The following is a 16,986-nucleotide window of genomic DNA, read 5'->3' as shown; positions in this document are numbered from 1 at the left end:
GGGGGCTCTGTTCACTGGGGCTCTCTAACGTGTCTCGATACCCGCCTGCAATTCCTGGCGGTCACTGTGCCCGCCAACCCGCAACGGGCCCAGGTTGAAGACTTGATCCTTGCGTGTTGCATCGTCCTTTTTGTCGGAGAGTTCGTTTTTGGCGTCCACAATTAGATTGACCGGCGATTTCGAAAGGTTCAGGCCCACATCGGCGCGATAGTCGCTGCCGGCCAGAGCCGTTGCAGTGACGGCTGAACCACCCAGATCAACTTTCCCCCCGGTGGCACTGATGCGTGCCCCCGTCAGCTGAGTACCGCCCTGAACCTGTAAATTGACACCCTCGATGCTGCTGATACCCGAAGCTTGAGACGCTTTGTCTTTGACGATATGGCTGACATCCAGATTCAAGGTCGGGGTGTAGACGGTGTTACCGCTCTTGTCGCCGAACAATAGGCTTTGTGCAGCATTGGCCACGGCCGGGCCAGGGCTGAGCTTGCCGCCGCCAGCATAGTTGTTGACGGTGTTTTCTATTTTTTCGCGGTTGTTCTCGAATGCACCCTCTGCCTTGGCTTGCACCTTGTCCTTGAGCGGGCCAGTGGCCTCGGCCACTTTGTTGACCGCGCCAGGCTGGTTTTTCTCGGCATCCAGCCTGGTATCGACGGTGACTTGGGTGCTGTTGACCTGATCCTTGCGGCTCTCGACCACCAGGTCCCCGCCTATCTTGCCGTGCACCTTGCCTGCTTCGATCCTTGCCCCGGCCAGGCGGGTATCGCCAGCACTGGTGATCACCACGTTGTCGGCCTTGATCAGGCTGTCGTGCTGAGTGGTGCCTTGCTGGTGATCAACGCTGACCTTGGCCCGGGCATTGATGCCGTGCTTGGACGTGTCCTGTTCACTGGCGCTGGCGAGGGTGGTTTTGCCGCCTGTCCCCCCTGCGCCGAGTGTCAGGCCCCAGCTGTTGTGCGCCTGGGTTGATTGCGCGGACTCTTGCAGGATGCCGCCTTTTCCTGCATCCAGACTGACGCTGCCAGCCGCGACTTGAGTGCCTTGCAGATGGATGGCGTCGCCAGTGCCAGCGCCACTGGCGAGGGTGACCCTGGCGTTGCTGTGCAACTGCCCGACGCTGACGCTGCGGTCATTTTCCGCGACTTTGCCGATATTGACGTTGGCGCTCAGGCTGCCGGTCTTGCTGCTGCTTTCGGCGCTGCTGGCCTTGGTGGCACCGGCGCTCACGCCGCCGCCCAGGTTGTTGCCATCGCTGATGTGGCTCCCGGTCGCGGCTTGCAGGTCCAGCTTGCCACCGGCGTTGAGACTGATATCGCCGGTTTTTTCGCTGCTGCTGCCAATCCGCGTGCCTTGCAGGGTCAGGTCGGCGCCGCTGGCGAGCCGGACAGTGCCCTTACCCTCAATGGTCGCAACGCGGGCCTGACTGTCCTCGGTATCCAGCCGTTTGTGGTCCAGCTGCGCGCTGGCACCGAGGTTGGCGCCAGTGCCGTTGATGCCCGGTGTTGTGCCCAGGGTCAATGACGCGTTGCCGCGCAGGGATGTGTCGGTTTTACTCCGGGTATCGTTGCTCTGATTGAGCGCCAGTTTGCCGCCTGCCTTGAGGTCGACCCCGGCCTGGTTGCCCTGGAACTGGCTACCCTGGTGGCTGGCATCACCCTTGACCTCGATGGTGACGCCCTGTGCTCCGTTATAGCCGGCAACCACGGCCGTACGTGTCGATTCCTGCACATCGCTGCTGCCGCCTGCGCCGCTGCCACGCAGGTTCAGGTCCTGGCTGGTGTTGGTGTAGACCCGTAGCCCCGCCTTGGCGTCCAGCCCTTGCTCGCTGCGACTGTAGTCATTGGCCGCGGCCGTGGCAGTGTGACTACCGGCATTGATCTTCAAGCCGCCATCAGTGGCACGATATTGAGTGCCTTCATCCTTGAGCGTGCCTGCCACATTGACTTGCACCGTGCTGCCACTCAATTGACTGACCACCGCCGTGTTGTCCGCTTGAGTGCGGTTCTGTCGGGCATGGCTTGCTTCAACATCCACCCCCAGATTGGGTTGCTCGAGCGCATCCACCAGCAATGGCTGATGAAACTTGGTCTGGGGGGCGCCCTTGAGAGATTTTTCGACGGGCCGGGAAATGCCTTTGTATTCGATACTGGCCCCGGCATCGGCGCTCCAGCTGTTCTTCTTGAGGGTGGAGGTTTCGCTGTTATGCGCTGCCTGGTTATCGACCCGGGCGGCGTTGACTTCTAACTGGGCATCGGCTTCGACCCGGGAGCCCTGGGTGGTGAGGGTGCCGGTATTGATGGTCAGGTTGCCGGCCGCCGCCAGGTTGCTGCTTTGCACGGTAGTTTTGTTGCTGGTGTCGTGCTTGCTCTGATGGCTGATCTCTGCACCACTGCCGGCCTTGTCGAGGCCGCCGGTGTAGTAGACGCCGCCTGCGGTCGTGGTCTGTCCGGCTGCAGTGTGATGAGTGTCTTGTGTCGCCAGCAGGTTGATGTTTTTGCCATTCAAGGTCGCATCGCCCTGTGTGGCCTTGAGGTCGGAACCCTTGACGTTCAAGTCAGCGCCTGCCGCAACGGTCAGGGTGCCGCCGCTAAGACTGGAGGCTTGCTGGCGCGTAGTGTCGGTGCTGGCGGTGTTCTTCCGGTCTTCATACCGCACCCCAGCACGATACTGACGGCTGCCGTCGGCAGTTTCCCCGGCATGGCCATCAATTTTGCGAGTGTGGTTGCTGTTGGCGTCTTGCGAGGTGTTTTGTGCTGAAACGATGTTGATATCGCCCTTGGCGTCCACCTTCAGCCCGCTTGCGGCAGATACCCGTGAACCGCTGACTTCGATGTCTTTGGCGCTTTGCAGTACCAGATTGCTGTCCGAGCGCAGATCGCTGGCGACGATGTTGCTGTCCTTGAGGTTCTTGCGGTTTTCATGGCTGGAGAAACCGAAGAACTTGCTGTCCTTGTTGTAGCGATTATCGTGGGTGGTGTCGCGCACGCCGTCGATCACCAGCGAACCTTTGTCGCTGATAACGCTGGCCTGCGTCCCCCCACGGGCCTGGCTGCCACTGATATGCACTTGATCGGCCCTGACGATCAGCTTGCCGCCCGCGTTGACCTTGCTGCCGGTATTCAAGGTCTTGCCCTTGTCCCCGTCGCCCTTGGTGCCAAAGAAACTGCCACCCACAAGGTCGCCTGCATAGGTGTTGTCGCTACTGCTCTGGGTGCGACTGGCGCTGGTAATTTCCACTTGCCGCGCGGTCAGTTGAATATCCCCCGCAGTTTTGAGCTCGGCCCCTTGTAGTTGCAGTGTTTTCTGGCTGCTCAGTTCAAGGTTTTTACCGGCCTTGAGGAGACTGGTGACACTGCTTTGCTCGCTGCTGGACTTGTCCCAATTGGCGTTCCACAAGTGCTTGCGGTGTTTGCCCTGGTCATGCCGTTCATGGGTCTGGGTGGCGGCGCTCAGGTGCAAGTCAGCGCCGCTGTCGACGCGCAGGGTATCACCGGCATCAATGCTGCTGGCCTCGATCCGGGTGTTGGCACCGGAAGACAATGCAGCATTTTGCAGGGCGACGATTTTGTTGCCGTGCTCGCGCGAATCTTTGTCGGTGATGGTGGCGTCATGGGTCTCGTAAGTGAAAAGGTAATTGCCCTTGTTCCACTTCTCGCGTTTTTCCTCGAGTTTTTGGCTTTGCAGGCTGCTTAAGGCCAGGTTGCGGCTAGCGTCGAGCTTGACGTTGCGCCCCTGGACATCGGTGGCCGCCAGGTTCAAGTCCCCGGCGCTGTGCACGTCGACATCGCCCTGACGGCTCTTCAGGCCGGCACGCGTGGTGTCGTGGCTGTTGGCGTGTACCTGGCCGCTTATATCGAGGCTGCCGGCCGAGCTGATCTTCACGCCGTCGCGGCCCTCTATTTGCACGGCCCCCACGCGCACACCGGCCCCTTCGGCGGTGCTGACAATGTTGATCCTTCCGGCCTGCATTGCACCAAAAAGGCTAGCGTCGATACGCTGGTCCCGGGTGTTGCCGGCAGGCTCTGTGCCCAGCACCCGGGCGCTGGCGGAGTCGACTTGGTTACGGCCGGCGATCAGGTTCAATTGATCACGGGCGATCAGACGGCCGTTGCTGTCGATACGCGGTGCAATCAGGCTGAGCGAGCCGTCGAGGTTTTTCAGGCCTTGTTCTTGCACCGTCAACTGGCCGTCGGCAATACCGGTGTTCAAGGCTTGCAACTTGCCGTTGTCGAGCTCGGCACGACCTACCACCAGGTTGGCGTTGGGGGTGTTGATGAAGCTGGCGCCATTGACGGAGATGCCGTTCGGATTGGCCAGCACGTAATCGGCTGCCCGGCCAAAAATTTCCTGGGCGCCGTTCAGGGTCGAAGCGTTGCGGCTGACTACTTCGTTGAGGATGACGCTGGCCGCATGGCCCCGCAGTTGCGGGTTGGCCGCCAGATGCCCGGCAAGCTGGGACTGGCCGTCCTGCAAGGCGTTGTTCAATACCACGCCCTGGCGGTCGACGTTGTAGTCGAGAAACTGGTTATGGGACAGACCGCCGGCGTTGGGCGCGACGATATTGAGGATGGGCACGCCGGCCTGATTTTGTAATTGAGGGGTTCCGCCAGGCCCTTCGACGACAGTGAGGCCTGCGGCCAGAACCAGCTGAGGGAACAGGGGCAGGCTGGCTATGGCCCAGCGCAGTTTGCCCCGGGCAGACAGGTGAAAGAGGTGGGTATGATTTGGCATCAATAGTCTCGCTCTGGGTTGGCTGATCCGCGAAGTGCGCTGTTCTTTGCAACGCTGCTTTGCCGGTCGGATGCTGCGGTTATTTCAGGCTAATCAGATGTGTGTCTTGTCTGCAGGCTCATATCTGCAAGCTCATATTTGCAAGCTCAGGCGCGTCAGCCAGACCTCAGGTTCCCGGGTAAAACCTGCGGGCGTGTTGAGGTTGCGCTGGTAATCGAAGTCGAGCTGCAGGTTTTTCCAGTGCAGGTTGATTCCGGCACTGGCGCTGCTCAGGCGTTGGCTGCTGGCGCCGTGCTCGCGTTTGATCCAGCCGTTATCAAGCCCCAGGCGCGGGGTGACCCTGAACGGCAGGTCGCTGTTGAGTGGCAGGCGTAAGGTGTTGCGCCACGCCATACCGATGGCGCCGGAGGCGATATTTTCGCGATAGCCGCGCACCGCAGAGTCATCGGTGCCCAGCAGTTGTTCCAGGGCGGGTAACGTATCCGGGCTGTATTGCATTGATACCTGGCTCTGCCACTGCCACGGTTGCCCCTGAACCTGCCCGTTGCGCCATTGGGTAAGGTTGGCCCGGTACCTTTGAAATTGCGCACGGGGCAGGTTTTTCTGTAACTGATCTGCATCGCGATCGGCGCCGAACCAGGTCAGGCCCCGAGCGTAATTGACATCCAGGTTCCACACCGCGCTGTTGAGCCAGAACAGGTTCACCCCGGCCTCGGCCACGGTCAGGGTCGGGCTCTGAATCCCCAGGCGAACCTTTTGCAGATAGCTATCGACGTCTTTGTAGGCCAGTTGCAGGTTGGCGCTCAGTTGATGCCCCTGGTCGCGCCATAGCACCCGGTCGGTACGCAAGCTGACCTGATCGGTACGGCCACTGTTGTAGAGCGTGGTGTTGCTGAGTTTGAACGCTGAACGATATTCGGCATGGCTGGCGAACAGGCTGTAGGTCCAGTAACCATAGGGGATGGAATAGAACAGACTATGGCTGCGGCTGTAGCGCGGGCCGTGGTTGAGGGTGTCGCTGAAGCTCAGGTTTAACGAGTCGATGAGCTGTAACGGGTTGTCCAGGTTCAGGCTGATGGTGTTGCGATCACGCCCGGGTGCGGCACTTCCCAGGTTGTCGACCCCTAGCCCTAGCCCCCAGCGCGGGGCGTTGCTGCGCGAACGCAGAATGATCCGTGAGGCACCGGGCGCACTGCCAGGGGCAATGTCGGCGGTGAGGTCCACCGAACTCAGGCGATTAAGCTGGTCCAGGCCCTGTTCCAGGTCCCGCAAGTTCAGCGGTTCGCCGAGCATCCCTGGAAACGCCCCGCGTAGCGACAGCGCCAGGCTCTGGTCGGCCAGCTCGATGGCTTCGAGGTAGCCTTCCTCAACGTGAATATCCAGCGGGTGTCCCGCGACCGGGGTGTTGATCAGGTACGGACGGCTGGCTATATAGCCTTTATCTCCATACAAACGGGTGATCCCGGCCAGCAGACGGTTGATCCGGTTGACGCCCATGCACGGCGCTACATAGGGCTCGATGAGTTTGTTCAGGCTGGTGTTGTTGAACCGGGTGACGCCGGCCACGCGTATACCGTTCAAGGGCCAGCAACGTTCGTCTTCGAGGTTGTCCGCAGGCAGTGCGGGCGTTACGGGTTGTGCCGCGGAACTGCCTCTTTGAATCTGCCGCCGGCGCTGATCCCGTTGTAATTGCTGCAACTCATGCTGCTGTTGCTGTTGCAGGCGAAGGGCTTCCTGGTCGGGTTGCTGCCCAACGGCAGAGGCCACGGGCAACGCATACAGGCATAGCATGGAGACGATCAGTTTCACGGGGCCACAGGGGCATTCGGTTGAGAGCGGATTGAGCACCCGACACCCCCTTAAAGCTGAAATTCAGGCGAGGGAGCGACTTCGGGCTGATCCAGATCATCTGATTGCAGTACCGTTTTGTACGGCCTGAACATCGGCGCCTGCATTTCCAGCCCGTCCGGTAAAAAGAGTTCTTCGTCGTTATAAAACTGCGGATTCATTGGTGCGGGCACAGGCGCAACACCACTCGAATCGCACTCTTGTACGCGGGCCCTTAAATGGTCAATCTGAGAGTTGAACTGAATTAAGTACAGGCCCAGGGCCAGACTCATGGCGATAATGAAGTATATGCAGTACGTTATATTGTTTGAGTGGTTTTTAATGTCTTTCATATACATGGCTTCACCTGTTTTAACTAATTAATATTAGTCGCGAAGTTTTGTTGATCAATTGGTCAGGCATTTACTGGCTGCTGCACCATCCTTCGTCCGCCGAGCCTGATTCTCCAGGGTAGGGCAGAGTTGGACTTTCCAGGTTTTGGCGACCGGGTTGTCCATAAAACTGGCTGTAGTTAGTTGCGCCTCTGGCTCATGTTCAGTGGGGCTGCCCACCAGGCGTTGATCATGGAAATATCTTCAATGCAGCCTGATTGTTCAGCTATGCAAACATCTGTACACAACTGCGGCGTGTCAGCGCGAGAAAAAGGGCTGATCATTAACCCTATAATAATGAAAGCCAGGACCATCCAGTTGCCTGAGGCATTGTTCATCTCGACCTCTCTTTTTGGAGAACGCAGTGAACAGTAAAAGATCAGCGGTTACAGCCGGGTTAACGCCGGCACAAATGCACTTAATGCCCCTTATGCTGGTGTAAACAAACTGCTAAAGGTTTAAGGAAACACGCATGTACATCAACGTACTGTTGGTAGAAGACAATCTTGACTTGGCAATTACACTCGTCGAGTACCTGAATATCAGCAACATCATTTGCGACCATGCCCGGGACGGAGTCAGCGGCCTGCAACTGGCGCGCGCGCAGCGCTACGATGTCATCTTGCTTGATGTGATGCTGCCCAGGATGCATGGCCAGAAGGTCTGTCGCGCCTTGCGTGAAGATGGCGGACAAACTCCGATCCTCATGCTGACCTCACTGGATGCCTTGCAAGACAAGCTTGACGGCTTCGCGTCAGGTGCCGACGACTATCTGGTCAAACCCTTCGATCTGCAGGAACTGGTCGCCCGGATTCGCGCCTTGAGCCAGCGACGCAGTTGTCAGGCCAGTCTCCTGCAGGTTGCAGACCTGTGCTTGAACACCGCCAGCCGGGAGGTGTCACGCAATAACCAGCCTTTGCATCTTTCACCCACCAGTTGGCAACTGCTGGAATGCCTGATGCGCGCGAGCCCCGCGCCCGTTAGCCGCGAACGCCTGGAACTGGCGATCTGGGGTGATGATCCACCGGACAGCAATAGCTTGAAGGTACATATGTGCCGCCTGCGGCGCAGCGTCGACAAGGGCTTCAAGGTGCCATTGATTCATACGCTGGCGGGTGTGGGATTCAAGCTGGGGGTGATATGCGACAAGGGCTGAGCCTCAAGTACGTGATGGGAGGAGGCATCGCGCTGATGATTGGCGCGATACTGGTGGTCTGTGTGCAGATATTGTCGACCTACACGGGGCACGGAGTGGACTACATCGGCAGCTACATCATGGAAGAGGAGTCCCTGTATTTCTCTGAGCGATATGCAAAGGATCCGCTGACCCCGTTGCCCAAAACTGCTTTTTTTACTGGAGTCATTGGCAAGCAATCATTACCTGAAAATGTGCGTTTGCTCCTGGAGTCACCCCCTACGCGGGTAGTCGGCACGGTGCAGATCTTTGAAGATATACCCGAGACGCCTTTCGCCGTTTATCTGCAGATGCAACCACTGGGTGACGGCAAAGTCCTTTATCTGTTTGAAACCCTGCGTGACGAGGACAGGGAAGAGGTTCCCCGCCTCTCCGAAGAGTATTTCGAGAAAAAAATCCGCGGGCTAATCGCCGTTGGCCTGTCGGTACCTCTCACTGCGTTGCTGGTGATCGTTGGCCTGGTATGGCTGATAATCAATCCGCTGCACCGTTTGACCCGCTGGTCAACCGCCCAGGGTAACCCTGGAGCAAACCCAGGCCTGCGGCCCAATTTCAGTTACAGGGAGCTCAATATTCTTGCCTCCTCGCTTGCGGACAGTGTGCAACGGGTCAAAGCCGCGAGCCTTCGAGAGGAGCGTTTGCTCAGGTACAGTAGCCACGAACTGCGCACGCCTTTGGCCATTGCCAAAGCAAACCTGCAACTGCTGGCATTAAACGGAGAGCTCTCTCCACCGTTGCAACGCCTGCAGCGGTCGGTGCAAAATATGCAGAACATCACCGAAACCCTGCTGTGGATGAGTAAGGAACATTCAGCCGCTCCGGCCAGAGAAACTGTTGATATACGCTTGATGCTGGGTGAGTTGATGGAAGACCACGAGTATCTGGCTGGCTCCCGAAATCTCAAACTGATGATAACTGCCCAGGAAACCCTGTATTTATTGCCAGCCCAGGCTTGCCGCATTATTTTCGGCAACCTGTTGCGCAATGTGCTGCAGTACGCTGATGAAGGTTATATAGAAATTGTGTGTACGCCACAGCAACTGAGCGTGATAAATCGCGTAGGGGTTTTACGGTCCGGGGATGACTCCGCAGATTTCGGCTATGGCCTTGGCCTGGAACTGGTTCAGCAATTGTGTGAGAGGCTTGGATGGCAAGTTCACCTGCATGAGGAGGGGCACTGCTTTACCGCTGTCATAATATTCGCCCCCTATTAGCGGGAGATTTATTTGCATCATCCCGGGTGCCGGCCTACTCAGGTTTTCGACTATTGTTGATTCTGCCTTGGCCACTTCTCTTCATATAAGTACGCCGCTCCTGCAAGAGCTGAGCCGTGAGAGTCATGCGTGTGCCTGGCAATCTTCAAACCCCTTGGATGAGCTTCGTGTAGACCTGTGCTCAAAGATCCGTTAATTACTTGAGTGATCATGGAGGTATCACTGGTTAGCGTTATTCATCAAGTAGAAATTAGATGAATAGCTGAAAATTTCGGAAGGTTCCTACATACAAATTCTTGTTAATAAAAATTCTGGCTGTTTGGTGGTCTCTTATTATTTATTGTTTGTTTTTGGTGATCTGTACTGATTAGGATCGCCCCCGAAATTTTCAATCATGCAATACACCTGTCCTTAGCTTTGCCGGTCATTTCCTGATTGGTAATGGTTTTTTCTATGTCCGAAGCCGCGGGCCATAAAACGGTTTGCAACGCAGCTGCGCCAGGCGCACGTCAATATCAAGTTTGATGCTATAGCCAGTGCGAACTCGCATTGGCTATTGAAGGGATGTCATTAGTAATCCGCGTGCTCTACACCGACGACGGCATGGGCCTGAGCTTTGAGTTGCAAGGCAAAGCGGTGCGCGACGTGGTGCAGACCACCTTCATTTTCAACGGGGCCAAACATGAGTACTTCAACCCGCGAGAGTTCTGGCAGCGCTTCAACTGGCCGGGCAGCAGCGACCATCCGGGGGCGAGCCTGAGCGGGATGCCGGACCGCTGGCCTTGCTCAAGTTGCGCAACTTCACGCTGCCGGGGCAGATATTCCTTGGCGAGAACGGCGCCAAAACCCTTTGAAACCCCTCGTAGCAGCTGTCGAGTGAAACGAGGCTGCGTCCGGAACCGAAGCTATTGTGCACGCTGGATTACGGTCACTGCGCAACCGGACGTAGCCTTCGGCAACTGCTACTAGAAGCCGGAGTAGTAGTCGCTGACGAGGAACGAGGCTGGGATAAGGGCCGTAGGGCCTTAAATTGCGGGGTCTGCTGCGCCGTTCATCGATAGGCTATGGGTGGCAACGAGGGTGGCGGTCACCCTTCGGCAACTGCTGCTACAAATGCACTTCAACCGCCAACGGCAGGTGATCCGATAAATGGGTCCACGGCTTGTTGCCCAGGATGGTCGGGTTATGACTGGTGGCATTGCGCAGGTAGATCCGGTCCAGGCGCAGCAGCGGCCAGCGCGCCGGGTAGGTTCTTGCCAGCTTGCCGTGGTGGCGCTCAAAGACTTCGTGCAGGTCGTCGCGCTGGGAAAGCATGGCATTGCCTTGCAATTTCCAGTCATTGAAGTCGCCGGCAATGATCACCGGATCGCCAGGCGGCAAGGATTTGAGCAATTGATTAAGCAGCACGATCTGCAACTGTCTGTGGCTTTCGAGCAGGCTCAAATGGACGCATATGGCATGCACGTTCTCGTGCCCCGGGACCTCCAGCACGCAGTGCAACAGGCCACGCCGTTCAGGGCCGGTGATGGAGACATCGAGGTTGCGGTACGACTTGATCGGGTACTTGGACAACACCGCGTTGCCGTGATGACCGTCGGGGTATACCGCATTGCGTCCGTAGGCGTAGTCGGTCCACATGCTGTCTGCAAGGAACTCGTATTGCGATACCTGCGGCCAGGCGTCGTAGCGCGATGCGTGCTTCTCATGTTCGCCCTGTACTTCTTGCAAAAACACCAGGTCGGCCGAGGTGCTACGTACGGCTTCGCGCAGCTCGGGCAGGATGAAACGACGATTCAAAGCTGTGAATCCCTTGTGCATGTTGACCGTGAGCACCTTCATTCGGTGGACATCGGGCACTGCGACCGGCGCTGGCGAGTCTATGTTGTTGCCGACAATATCAAGGGTCATGGTCTCTCCTGGTTGTCAGGGTCTGACTCGGTGCGAGCCTGGCCGTTCAACACAGGCTATTTATAGCGCACCGGGTCGAGAGTCCGGTTGATGTTGATCAGGTCCAGGCCCGGCCAGCAGTGACTTCAAGTAATCACCGAAGCCTCCCTTGGCGCGACAGTCCAGCCGGGCACTGGTGGTCACCCTGGGCCGATGGCTCCAGGCGATGGAAGCGCCACAGGCCTGGAACTGCTTCACCAAATGCACATCTTCATGGCATGCCAGCGGCTGAAAACCACCGGCCTGACGATAAGCCCGGGCGCTGAAACCCAGGTTGGCGCCATGAATGTGCCGATGCCCGTCCTGGCCCTGATAGGCCGCCAGGTAACGGGCCCGGGCGGGTGTATCGATCAGGGTGCCCCAGTCCTCGATCCGCACCGTACCGCACACGGCATCGGCATTGAGCGCCAGTTGCGCCACCAGCCAGTCATCGGCTACCAGGCTGTCTGCGTCGGTGCAGGAGATCCAGCGCGCCCCCTGCTCAAGCAGCCACTGCGCACCGGTGCCCCGGGCGATCCCGACATTGCGGGCCTTGATTTGCAGCACCTTGATGTCGTAGTTGGCGGCTATGTCTGCCGAACCATCGCTGCAACTGTCGAGCACCAGCGTCACCTTGACCGCCTCGCCGTTGAGTTCCGGGTGCCGGGCTGCCGTGAGGGCAGCTTGCAGGCATTGCGCAAGCAAATCTTGCTCGTTGTGAGCAGGGATCAGAATGCCGATCATCGCAGGCCCTCCTGGCTTGCCACTGAAATAGGGTCGCGGCCCCAGACTTCAAGTACAAAATCATCTTCCAGGTGCTGCGCGAGCCGGCTCAGCCCCAGGCTGGCATGCAACAGGGCATGCACTTGATCCCCGGTCAGTGCGCAGCCCTCGATGGCCGGGCGCCAGTGACAGGCCAAGACCTGACCCTGTTCTGCAAGGCTGTCCACGACCCGCTCAATCATGCGCTGCAATTCGTTGGCATCCAGGTAGTAGCCCAGTTCACTGAGCACGATCAGGTCAAAACGGCCACTGGCCCAGTCCGCCGGTAACCGGCTCTGACGCACTTCAACGTTCGGGCAATGGCTCAGGCGTTGCTGTGCCAGTTCGACCGCCCTGGCGGCTGCGTCGCAGCACAACAGGCGGTCAGTGCGCAGGGCCAGGCCGGCACTCAACTCGCCATTGGCACAGCCCAATTCATAGATCGACCCATAATGCTGACGCGGCAAGCTGGCCAGGGTCAGTGCGCGTTTGCGCTGTTCGTACCAGCGCTCGCGAAAAGCCCACGGGTCCGGGTTTTGCTCATATAGCTGATCAAAAAAAGCAGTGGAGACACTCATGTTTCACTCCTGCACAAAGACTATTTCATAGGGGCGCAGCAGGCGCTCGAGTGCCAGGGCGGGCAAAATCGGGCCTGACCCGGTACTCGGGTCTTCCTGCAACTGACTGGTAAACGCACTGGCTGCATAACGTTTGCGCGCCATGGCGCTGGGGCTGAGGTTGATTTTGTGTGCACGGGCCCAGGGCACCCGGGCATCGTCATCGCGGGCCCAGTGCCAGGTCCAGATCGGCAGTTCATGCAGGGTGGCACCCACGGCTCTGGCGGCCGTGCTACTGGCGCGGCCGACCGCATCATGATCGCTGTGGCCGTCCTCGCGCCACGTTGCAAATACCACATCGCCGGGGCGTAACTGCTGCTCGATAAACATTGCCACCGCGGCTTCGCGGGTGGCGACCTGACTGTCCTCAAACCCTGCGCGCAGCCATTGCCACTCCGGTAGCGCGAGCCCCAGGCGGCGCAGCGCTTCTTCGGACTCCTGAACCCGTAACGCGCCCAGTTGCTGCGCGGGCCATCGAGTTGACCCCGGGTGGCTGGCAGTGCCGTCGGTGACCGAGATCAGCAGCAATGAACGCCCGGACGCGCCGATCATTTGCAGCAAGCCGCCGCTGCCCAAAATTTCGTCATCCGGGTGCGGGGCAATAATCACGGCGCGGGCGCCTTCGGGCACAAGGTCCGAAAGCTGTATTTCCGGGAGCATGGCCAAACGTTGAGAGTCGCTCCAGTGATCCAGCGATGTGCCGGCCCCTACGATCAGATTGGTTTTCATAGCGGCCACCGGGTGTCAGGTTGCAGCGCCGCCAGTTTGCCCAGCACTTGCAGATCGCGTTCGGCATGGCTCTGGCGCAGGTACACCGGCAGGTCGGCGCTGAGTTGTGCAAAGTGCGGATTCTTGCAATAGGGGCCCGCGCCGAGAGCACGGCCGACATGCTGAATCACCTGTTCGGCGCACGCTTCAATGTGTGCCCGGGCCTGACGTGCCAGCTGTTGCGCATCGCCCCCGGGTGATGCGTCCACCTGCTGCGCGCAGTCACGCAACACGCAGGTGGCGCTGTACAACGCGGCATTCACTGCCCCCAGATGGGCCAGGGCATGGGGCTCTTCGCGCTGGCTGCAGTGGTGTTGCAGGTAACTGGCCAGCCGGCTGGCTGCACCGTGCCAGCAGGCGGCGATGCCGATGGCGCCGTGCCAGAAACCGGGGCGTTGCAAGTAGTCGCCGGGGCGTCCGATACAGGTGGCGGGCGCTTGTTCAAAGGTCACCTCAACGCTGGCGGTGGCGCGCATGCCTACCGCTTCCCAGCCGTGTGATGCGACGCTGATCTGGGGCTGGTGCATGTCCACCGCCACCAGTTGCACCGCGCCTTTTTCATCCCGTGCGGTGAGCAAGCCATGACTGACCACCGCCGCGCCCGAACACCAGGCCTTGCGGCCGGTGAGGATGGCCTGGCCATCGGTCATATGCACATCGACCCGCGCATCCGGCGGTTCTGCCGCCCACAATCCCCAGGTGCTGCCTGGGGCAGGCCGGGCGGCGCCCAGTTCGTGGAGGGTGGCCAGGGCATCGGTATGGCCTTCATATAGCTTGCACAGGCCCAAGTCATGGGCGGCGACCAACCCCAGTCGCTGCCAGCGCTCCAGAGTCTGGCCGCTGCCCGGCATCGGCAGTTGATCGAGGCCGGCCTGCACCATGTGCCGCAGGCAATCGCCCAGCGCCTGAGGGGTATCCAGGCGCGGCGCGTGGATGTCAAAAAATGCGTGCAGATCCATGTTCAGGCACCTTGTTCACGCATCAGCTCGAACAGCGCCATCGAACGTCCATTGACGCAATAGGTGCTGTTGAAAGCGAGGGCATCCTGGCCCTTGATATCCGGGTCGAAGGTGTCGAATTTACAAACCCAGCCCGTACCCTCGGGGACTTCTGGCAGGGTGAAGTCGACCCCGTCGTGGTGTGCGTTGACGGCAATCAACAGCGTGGCGTCGGCCCCGGCCCGTTGTACGCCCGAGACCCGTGCCCGGCCGTCCAGCAGCATGCCCAGGCTGCGGCCATTGGCGTCTTCCCACTGCTCGATACTCATTTCATTGCCGTCGGGGGCAAGCCAGGTCACGTCCTTGACCCCAAGCTCTTCGTTGTAATGGCCAACCAGAAACAGGTTGCGGCGCAGGATCGGGTAGCTCATGCGCAGTTTGATCAGGCGCTTGACGAACTTGAGCAGCGATTTGCCGTCTTCGTCCAGGTCCCAGTTGACCCAGCCAATCTCGCTGTCCTGGCAATAGGCGTTGTTATTGCCGTGCTGGGTACGGGCGAATTCGTCACCGGCCACGATCATCGGCGTGCCCTGAGCCAGCAGCAGGGTGGCAAAGAAGTTGCGCATCTGGCGCAGGCGCAGGGTGTTGATTTCAGGATCGTCGGTAGGGCCTTCGGCGCCATGGTTCCAGGACAGGTTGTTGTTGCTGCCGTCCTGGTTGTTCTCGTCGTTGGCCTCGTTGTGCTTGTCGTTGTAGGACACCAGATCGTGCAGGGTAAAACCGTCGTGGGCGGTAATGAAGTTGACCGAGGCATAGGGCCTGCGTCCACGCTGGTCATACAGCTCGCCGGATGCGGTCATGCGCGCGGCGAAGTCGGCCAGCTGGCCTTCGTCGCCTTTCCAGAAGGCGCGCACGGTATCGCGAAACCGGTCGTTCCACTCTGCCCAGCCAGGCGGGAAACCGCCCACTTGATAACCTCCGGGGCCGCAGTCCCAAGGCTCGGCAATCATCTTCACCTGGCGCAGCAACGGGTCCTGACGGCAGGCCACCAGGAAGCTGTGCCGCTCGCTGAAGCCTTCGTGATAACGCCCCAGAATGGTCGCCAGATCGAAGCGGAAACCGTCCACGTGCATTTCCTGGGCCCAGTACCGCAAGGAGTCAGTGACCATCTGCAGCACGCAAGGGTGGCTCAGGTCCAGGGTATTGCCGGTGCCGGAATCGTTGATGTAGTAGCGATTGTCATCGGGCATCAGCCGGTAGTAGGAGGCGTTGTCGATCCCGCGCATCGATAAGGTGGGGCCCTGCTCATTGCCCTCGGCGGTGTGGTTGTAGACCACGTCCAGAATCACTTCCAGCCCGGCCTCGTGCAGGTGCGCGACCATCTCCTTGAACTCGGCAATTTTACCGCTGGCGAGGTAGCGCGGGTCGGGGGCAAAAAACGCAATGCTGTTGTAGCCCCAGTAGTTGGTCATGCCTTTTTGCAGCAAGTGCTGATCGTTGACGAAGGCGTGCACCGGCAGCAGTTCGACGCTGGTGACCCCCAGCTTGCGGATGTGCTCGATGACTTCGTCCACCATCAGCCCGGCAAAGGTGCCGCGTACCTCATCAGGCACCGCCGGATGACGCATGCTGATCCCGCGCACATGGGTTTCGTAGAAAATCGTACGGTCCCATGGCACTTGCACCCGATGGTCGTGGCCCCAGGTGTGGGCGGGGTCGATGACTTTGCATTTGGGTACAAAGGGCGCGCTGTCACGTTCGTCGAAACTCAGGTCGGCGTCGGGATGGCCAATGGTGTAGCCAAACAACGCTTCTGACCATTTCAGCTCGCCCACCAGTTGCTTGGCATAGGGGTCGATCAGGAGTTTGTTGTGATTGAAACGATGGCCATTTTGCGGGTCGTACGGGCCATATACCCGGTAACCGTAGATTTGCCCCGGGTGCGCATCGGGCAAGTAGCCGTGGTAGGTCTCGTCGGTGTATTCGGGCAGTTCAATGCGTTCAAGTTCGACTTCGCCGGTGGAGTCGAACAGGCACAGTTCGACTTTGGTGGCGTTGGCCGAAAACAATGCAAAGTTGACACCCAGTCCGTCCCAGGTCGCGCCGAGCGGAAAGGGCAGGCCTTCACGAATGCGCGAGTGTTCGACATCCGGTGTTACAGGGGGGGCTGACTTGCGCTTGGTCATGACGGCTCCTGGTGGTGGGTGAAAGCATGAATGTGAATTTAGAAAAGTGACCGGTTTCGCCGATGGTGTTTTTTGCGGGCAACACGTGCCCGTCAGGCATTACCGGCCCGTTAAAAACAGAATCAGCGATTAAGTGCGCAGTTGCGTCTGCGCACTCGGCGTCAGGGTTAAGGCGTCGCCGGCTTGCGTGGAGCCCGGGGCTTTTTCGCTGCAGGCTCCTTCGGTGGCGCTTTTGGGGCCGCGCTGGCCCCCGGTTTGGCCCGGGCCTTGCGGGGTTCGGCCTGGGTCGGGGCGAGCGCTTCGGCCTGAGCCAGTTTGTGCGCCATATCCCAATGCCGGGTTTCCTGACCTTCGGGTTTTCCTTCTGATTCCCATATTTGGTAGGCAAATTCACGGATGCGTTTTTCGTTGGTACTCATCGCAAAGCTCCTGA

Annotated in this window: 12 protein-coding genes and 1 pseudogene; 3 read left to right on the top strand and 10 right to left on the bottom strand. The window is 59.2% G+C overall.

The window, feature by feature from the left end:
* Window positions 1–24: 24 nt before the first annotated feature.
* The 3 genes from ACP7BO_RS11965 to ACP7BO_RS11955 form a co-directional block, all read right to left on the bottom strand.
* Window positions 25–4,728: a hemagglutinin repeat-containing protein gene (locus tag ACP7BO_RS11965; protein ID WP_426210567.1), complete on the bottom strand. Its 4,704-nt coding sequence runs from the start codon at window positions 4,726–4,728 to the stop codon at window positions 25–27.
* A gap of 132 nt (window positions 4,729–4,860) precedes the next feature.
* Window positions 4,861–6,519: a ShlB/FhaC/HecB family hemolysin secretion/activation protein gene (locus tag ACP7BO_RS11960; protein ID WP_426210935.1), complete on the bottom strand. Its 1,659-nt coding sequence runs from the start codon at window positions 6,517–6,519 to the stop codon at window positions 4,861–4,863.
* Window positions 6,520–6,587: 68 nt separating this feature from the next.
* Window positions 6,588–6,914: a hypothetical protein gene (locus ACP7BO_RS11955; protein ID WP_426210565.1), complete on the bottom strand. Its 327-nt coding sequence runs from the start codon at window positions 6,912–6,914 to the stop codon at window positions 6,588–6,590.
* A 505-nt stretch (window positions 6,915–7,419) separates the two neighbouring features.
* Between ACP7BO_RS11955 and ACP7BO_RS11950 the strand changes: the two genes are divergently transcribed.
* The 3 genes and pseudogenes from ACP7BO_RS11950 to ACP7BO_RS11940 all read left to right on the top strand — a co-directional run.
* The gene (locus ACP7BO_RS11950) at window positions 7,420–8,103 is read left to right on the top strand and encodes a response regulator transcription factor (RefSeq protein WP_397456355.1); all 684 of its coding nucleotides are present in this window, start codon (window positions 7,420–7,422) and stop codon (window positions 8,101–8,103) included.
* Window positions 8,088–9,356: a sensor histidine kinase gene (locus tag ACP7BO_RS11945; protein WP_397456356.1), complete on the top strand. Its 1,269-nt coding sequence runs from the start codon at window positions 8,088–8,090 to the stop codon at window positions 9,354–9,356. The genes ACP7BO_RS11950 and ACP7BO_RS11945 overlap by 16 nt, the downstream gene beginning before the upstream one ends.
* A gap of 552 nt (window positions 9,357–9,908) precedes the next feature.
* Window positions 9,909–10,210: pseudogene (locus tag ACP7BO_RS11940) on the top strand (type VI secretion IcmF C-terminal domain-containing protein); the annotation flags it as partial.
* Window positions 10,211–10,463: 253 nt separating this feature from the next.
* On the opposite strand, the gene ACP7BO_RS11935 reads toward ACP7BO_RS11940, so the two are convergent.
* From ACP7BO_RS11935 to ACP7BO_RS11905, 7 genes are all read right to left on the bottom strand, one after another.
* A complete protein-coding gene (locus ACP7BO_RS11935) occupies window positions 10,464–11,264 on the bottom strand; it encodes an endonuclease/exonuclease/phosphatase family protein (RefSeq protein ID WP_060691554.1) in 801 nt (266 codons plus the stop codon).
* Between the two features lie 60 nt (window positions 11,265–11,324).
* The gene (locus ACP7BO_RS11930) at window positions 11,325–12,026 is read right to left on the bottom strand and encodes a glycosyltransferase (RefSeq protein WP_397456360.1); all 702 of its coding nucleotides are present in this window, start codon (window positions 12,024–12,026) and stop codon (window positions 11,325–11,327) included.
* Window positions 12,023–12,622 (bottom strand): SAM-dependent methyltransferase, encoded by a 600-nt coding sequence (locus tag ACP7BO_RS11925; RefSeq protein ID WP_397456362.1) that lies wholly within the window; start codon window positions 12,620–12,622, stop codon window positions 12,023–12,025. The genes ACP7BO_RS11930 and ACP7BO_RS11925 overlap by 4 nt, the downstream gene beginning before the upstream one ends.
* Before the next feature lie 3 nt (window positions 12,623–12,625).
* A complete protein-coding gene (locus ACP7BO_RS11920) occupies window positions 12,626–13,390 on the bottom strand; it encodes a PIG-L deacetylase family protein (RefSeq protein WP_397456363.1) in 765 nt (254 codons plus the stop codon).
* Window positions 13,387–14,388 (bottom strand): acyl-CoA dehydrogenase family protein, encoded by a 1,002-nt coding sequence (locus tag ACP7BO_RS11915; protein ID WP_426210561.1) that lies wholly within the window; start codon window positions 14,386–14,388, stop codon window positions 13,387–13,389. The genes ACP7BO_RS11920 and ACP7BO_RS11915 overlap by 4 nt, the downstream gene beginning before the upstream one ends.
* A 2-nt stretch (window positions 14,389–14,390) precedes the next feature.
* Window positions 14,391–16,553 carry a glycogen debranching protein GlgX gene (gene glgX / locus ACP7BO_RS11910; protein WP_397456365.1) on the bottom strand — a complete coding sequence of 721 codons (2,163 nt, stop codon included), beginning with the start codon at window positions 16,551–16,553 and terminating at the stop codon, window positions 14,391–14,393.
* 167 nt (window positions 16,554–16,720) lie between these two features.
* Entirely contained in the window at window positions 16,721–16,972 is a 252-nt protein-coding gene (locus tag ACP7BO_RS11905) for a DUF2934 domain-containing protein (protein WP_397456366.1), read from the bottom strand.
* Window positions 16,973–16,986 lie beyond the last annotated feature (14 nt).

This window comes from Pseudomonas sp. TWR2-1-1 (assembly GCF_049897045.1).
Classification (GTDB): domain Bacteria; phylum Pseudomonadota; class Gammaproteobacteria; order Pseudomonadales; family Pseudomonadaceae; genus Aquipseudomonas; species Aquipseudomonas versuta.
This window is presented reverse-complemented; position numbering and strand designations above follow the sequence as displayed.

Excerpts from the sequence above, each read along its gene's own strand:
- ACP7BO_RS11965 (WP_426210567.1), bottom strand. The coding sequence starts at position 4,728 with ATGCCAAATCATACCCACCTCTTTCACCTGTCTGCCCGGGGCAAACTG.
- ACP7BO_RS11960 (WP_426210935.1), bottom strand. The coding sequence starts at position 6,519 with ATGCTATGCCTGTATGCGTTGCCCGTGGCCTCTGCCGTTGGGCAGCAA.
- ACP7BO_RS11955 (WP_426210565.1), bottom strand. The coding sequence starts at position 6,914 with ATGTATATGAAAGACATTAAAAACCACTCAAACAATATAACGTACTGC.
- ACP7BO_RS11950 (WP_397456355.1), top strand. The coding sequence starts at position 7,420 with ATGTACATCAACGTACTGTTGGTAGAAGACAATCTTGACTTGGCAATT.
- ACP7BO_RS11945 (WP_397456356.1), top strand. The coding sequence starts at position 8,088 with ATGCGACAAGGGCTGAGCCTCAAGTACGTGATGGGAGGAGGCATCGCG.
- ACP7BO_RS11935 (WP_060691554.1), bottom strand. The coding sequence starts at position 11,264 with ATGACCCTTGATATTGTCGGCAACAACATAGACTCGCCAGCGCCGGTC.
- ACP7BO_RS11930 (WP_397456360.1), bottom strand. The coding sequence starts at position 12,026 with ATGATCGGCATTCTGATCCCTGCTCACAACGAGCAAGATTTGCTTGCG.
- ACP7BO_RS11925 (WP_397456362.1), bottom strand. The coding sequence starts at position 12,622 with ATGAGTGTCTCCACTGCTTTTTTTGATCAGCTATATGAGCAAAACCCG.
- ACP7BO_RS11920 (WP_397456363.1), bottom strand. The coding sequence starts at position 13,390 with ATGAAAACCAATCTGATCGTAGGGGCCGGCACATCGCTGGATCACTGG.
- ACP7BO_RS11915 (WP_426210561.1), bottom strand. The coding sequence starts at position 14,388 with ATGGATCTGCACGCATTTTTTGACATCCACGCGCCGCGCCTGGATACC.
- glgX (WP_397456365.1), bottom strand. The coding sequence starts at position 16,553 with ATGACCAAGCGCAAGTCAGCCCCCCCTGTAACACCGGATGTCGAACAC.
- ACP7BO_RS11905 (WP_397456366.1), bottom strand. The coding sequence starts at position 16,972 with ATGAGTACCAACGAAAAACGCATCCGTGAATTTGCCTACCAAATATGG.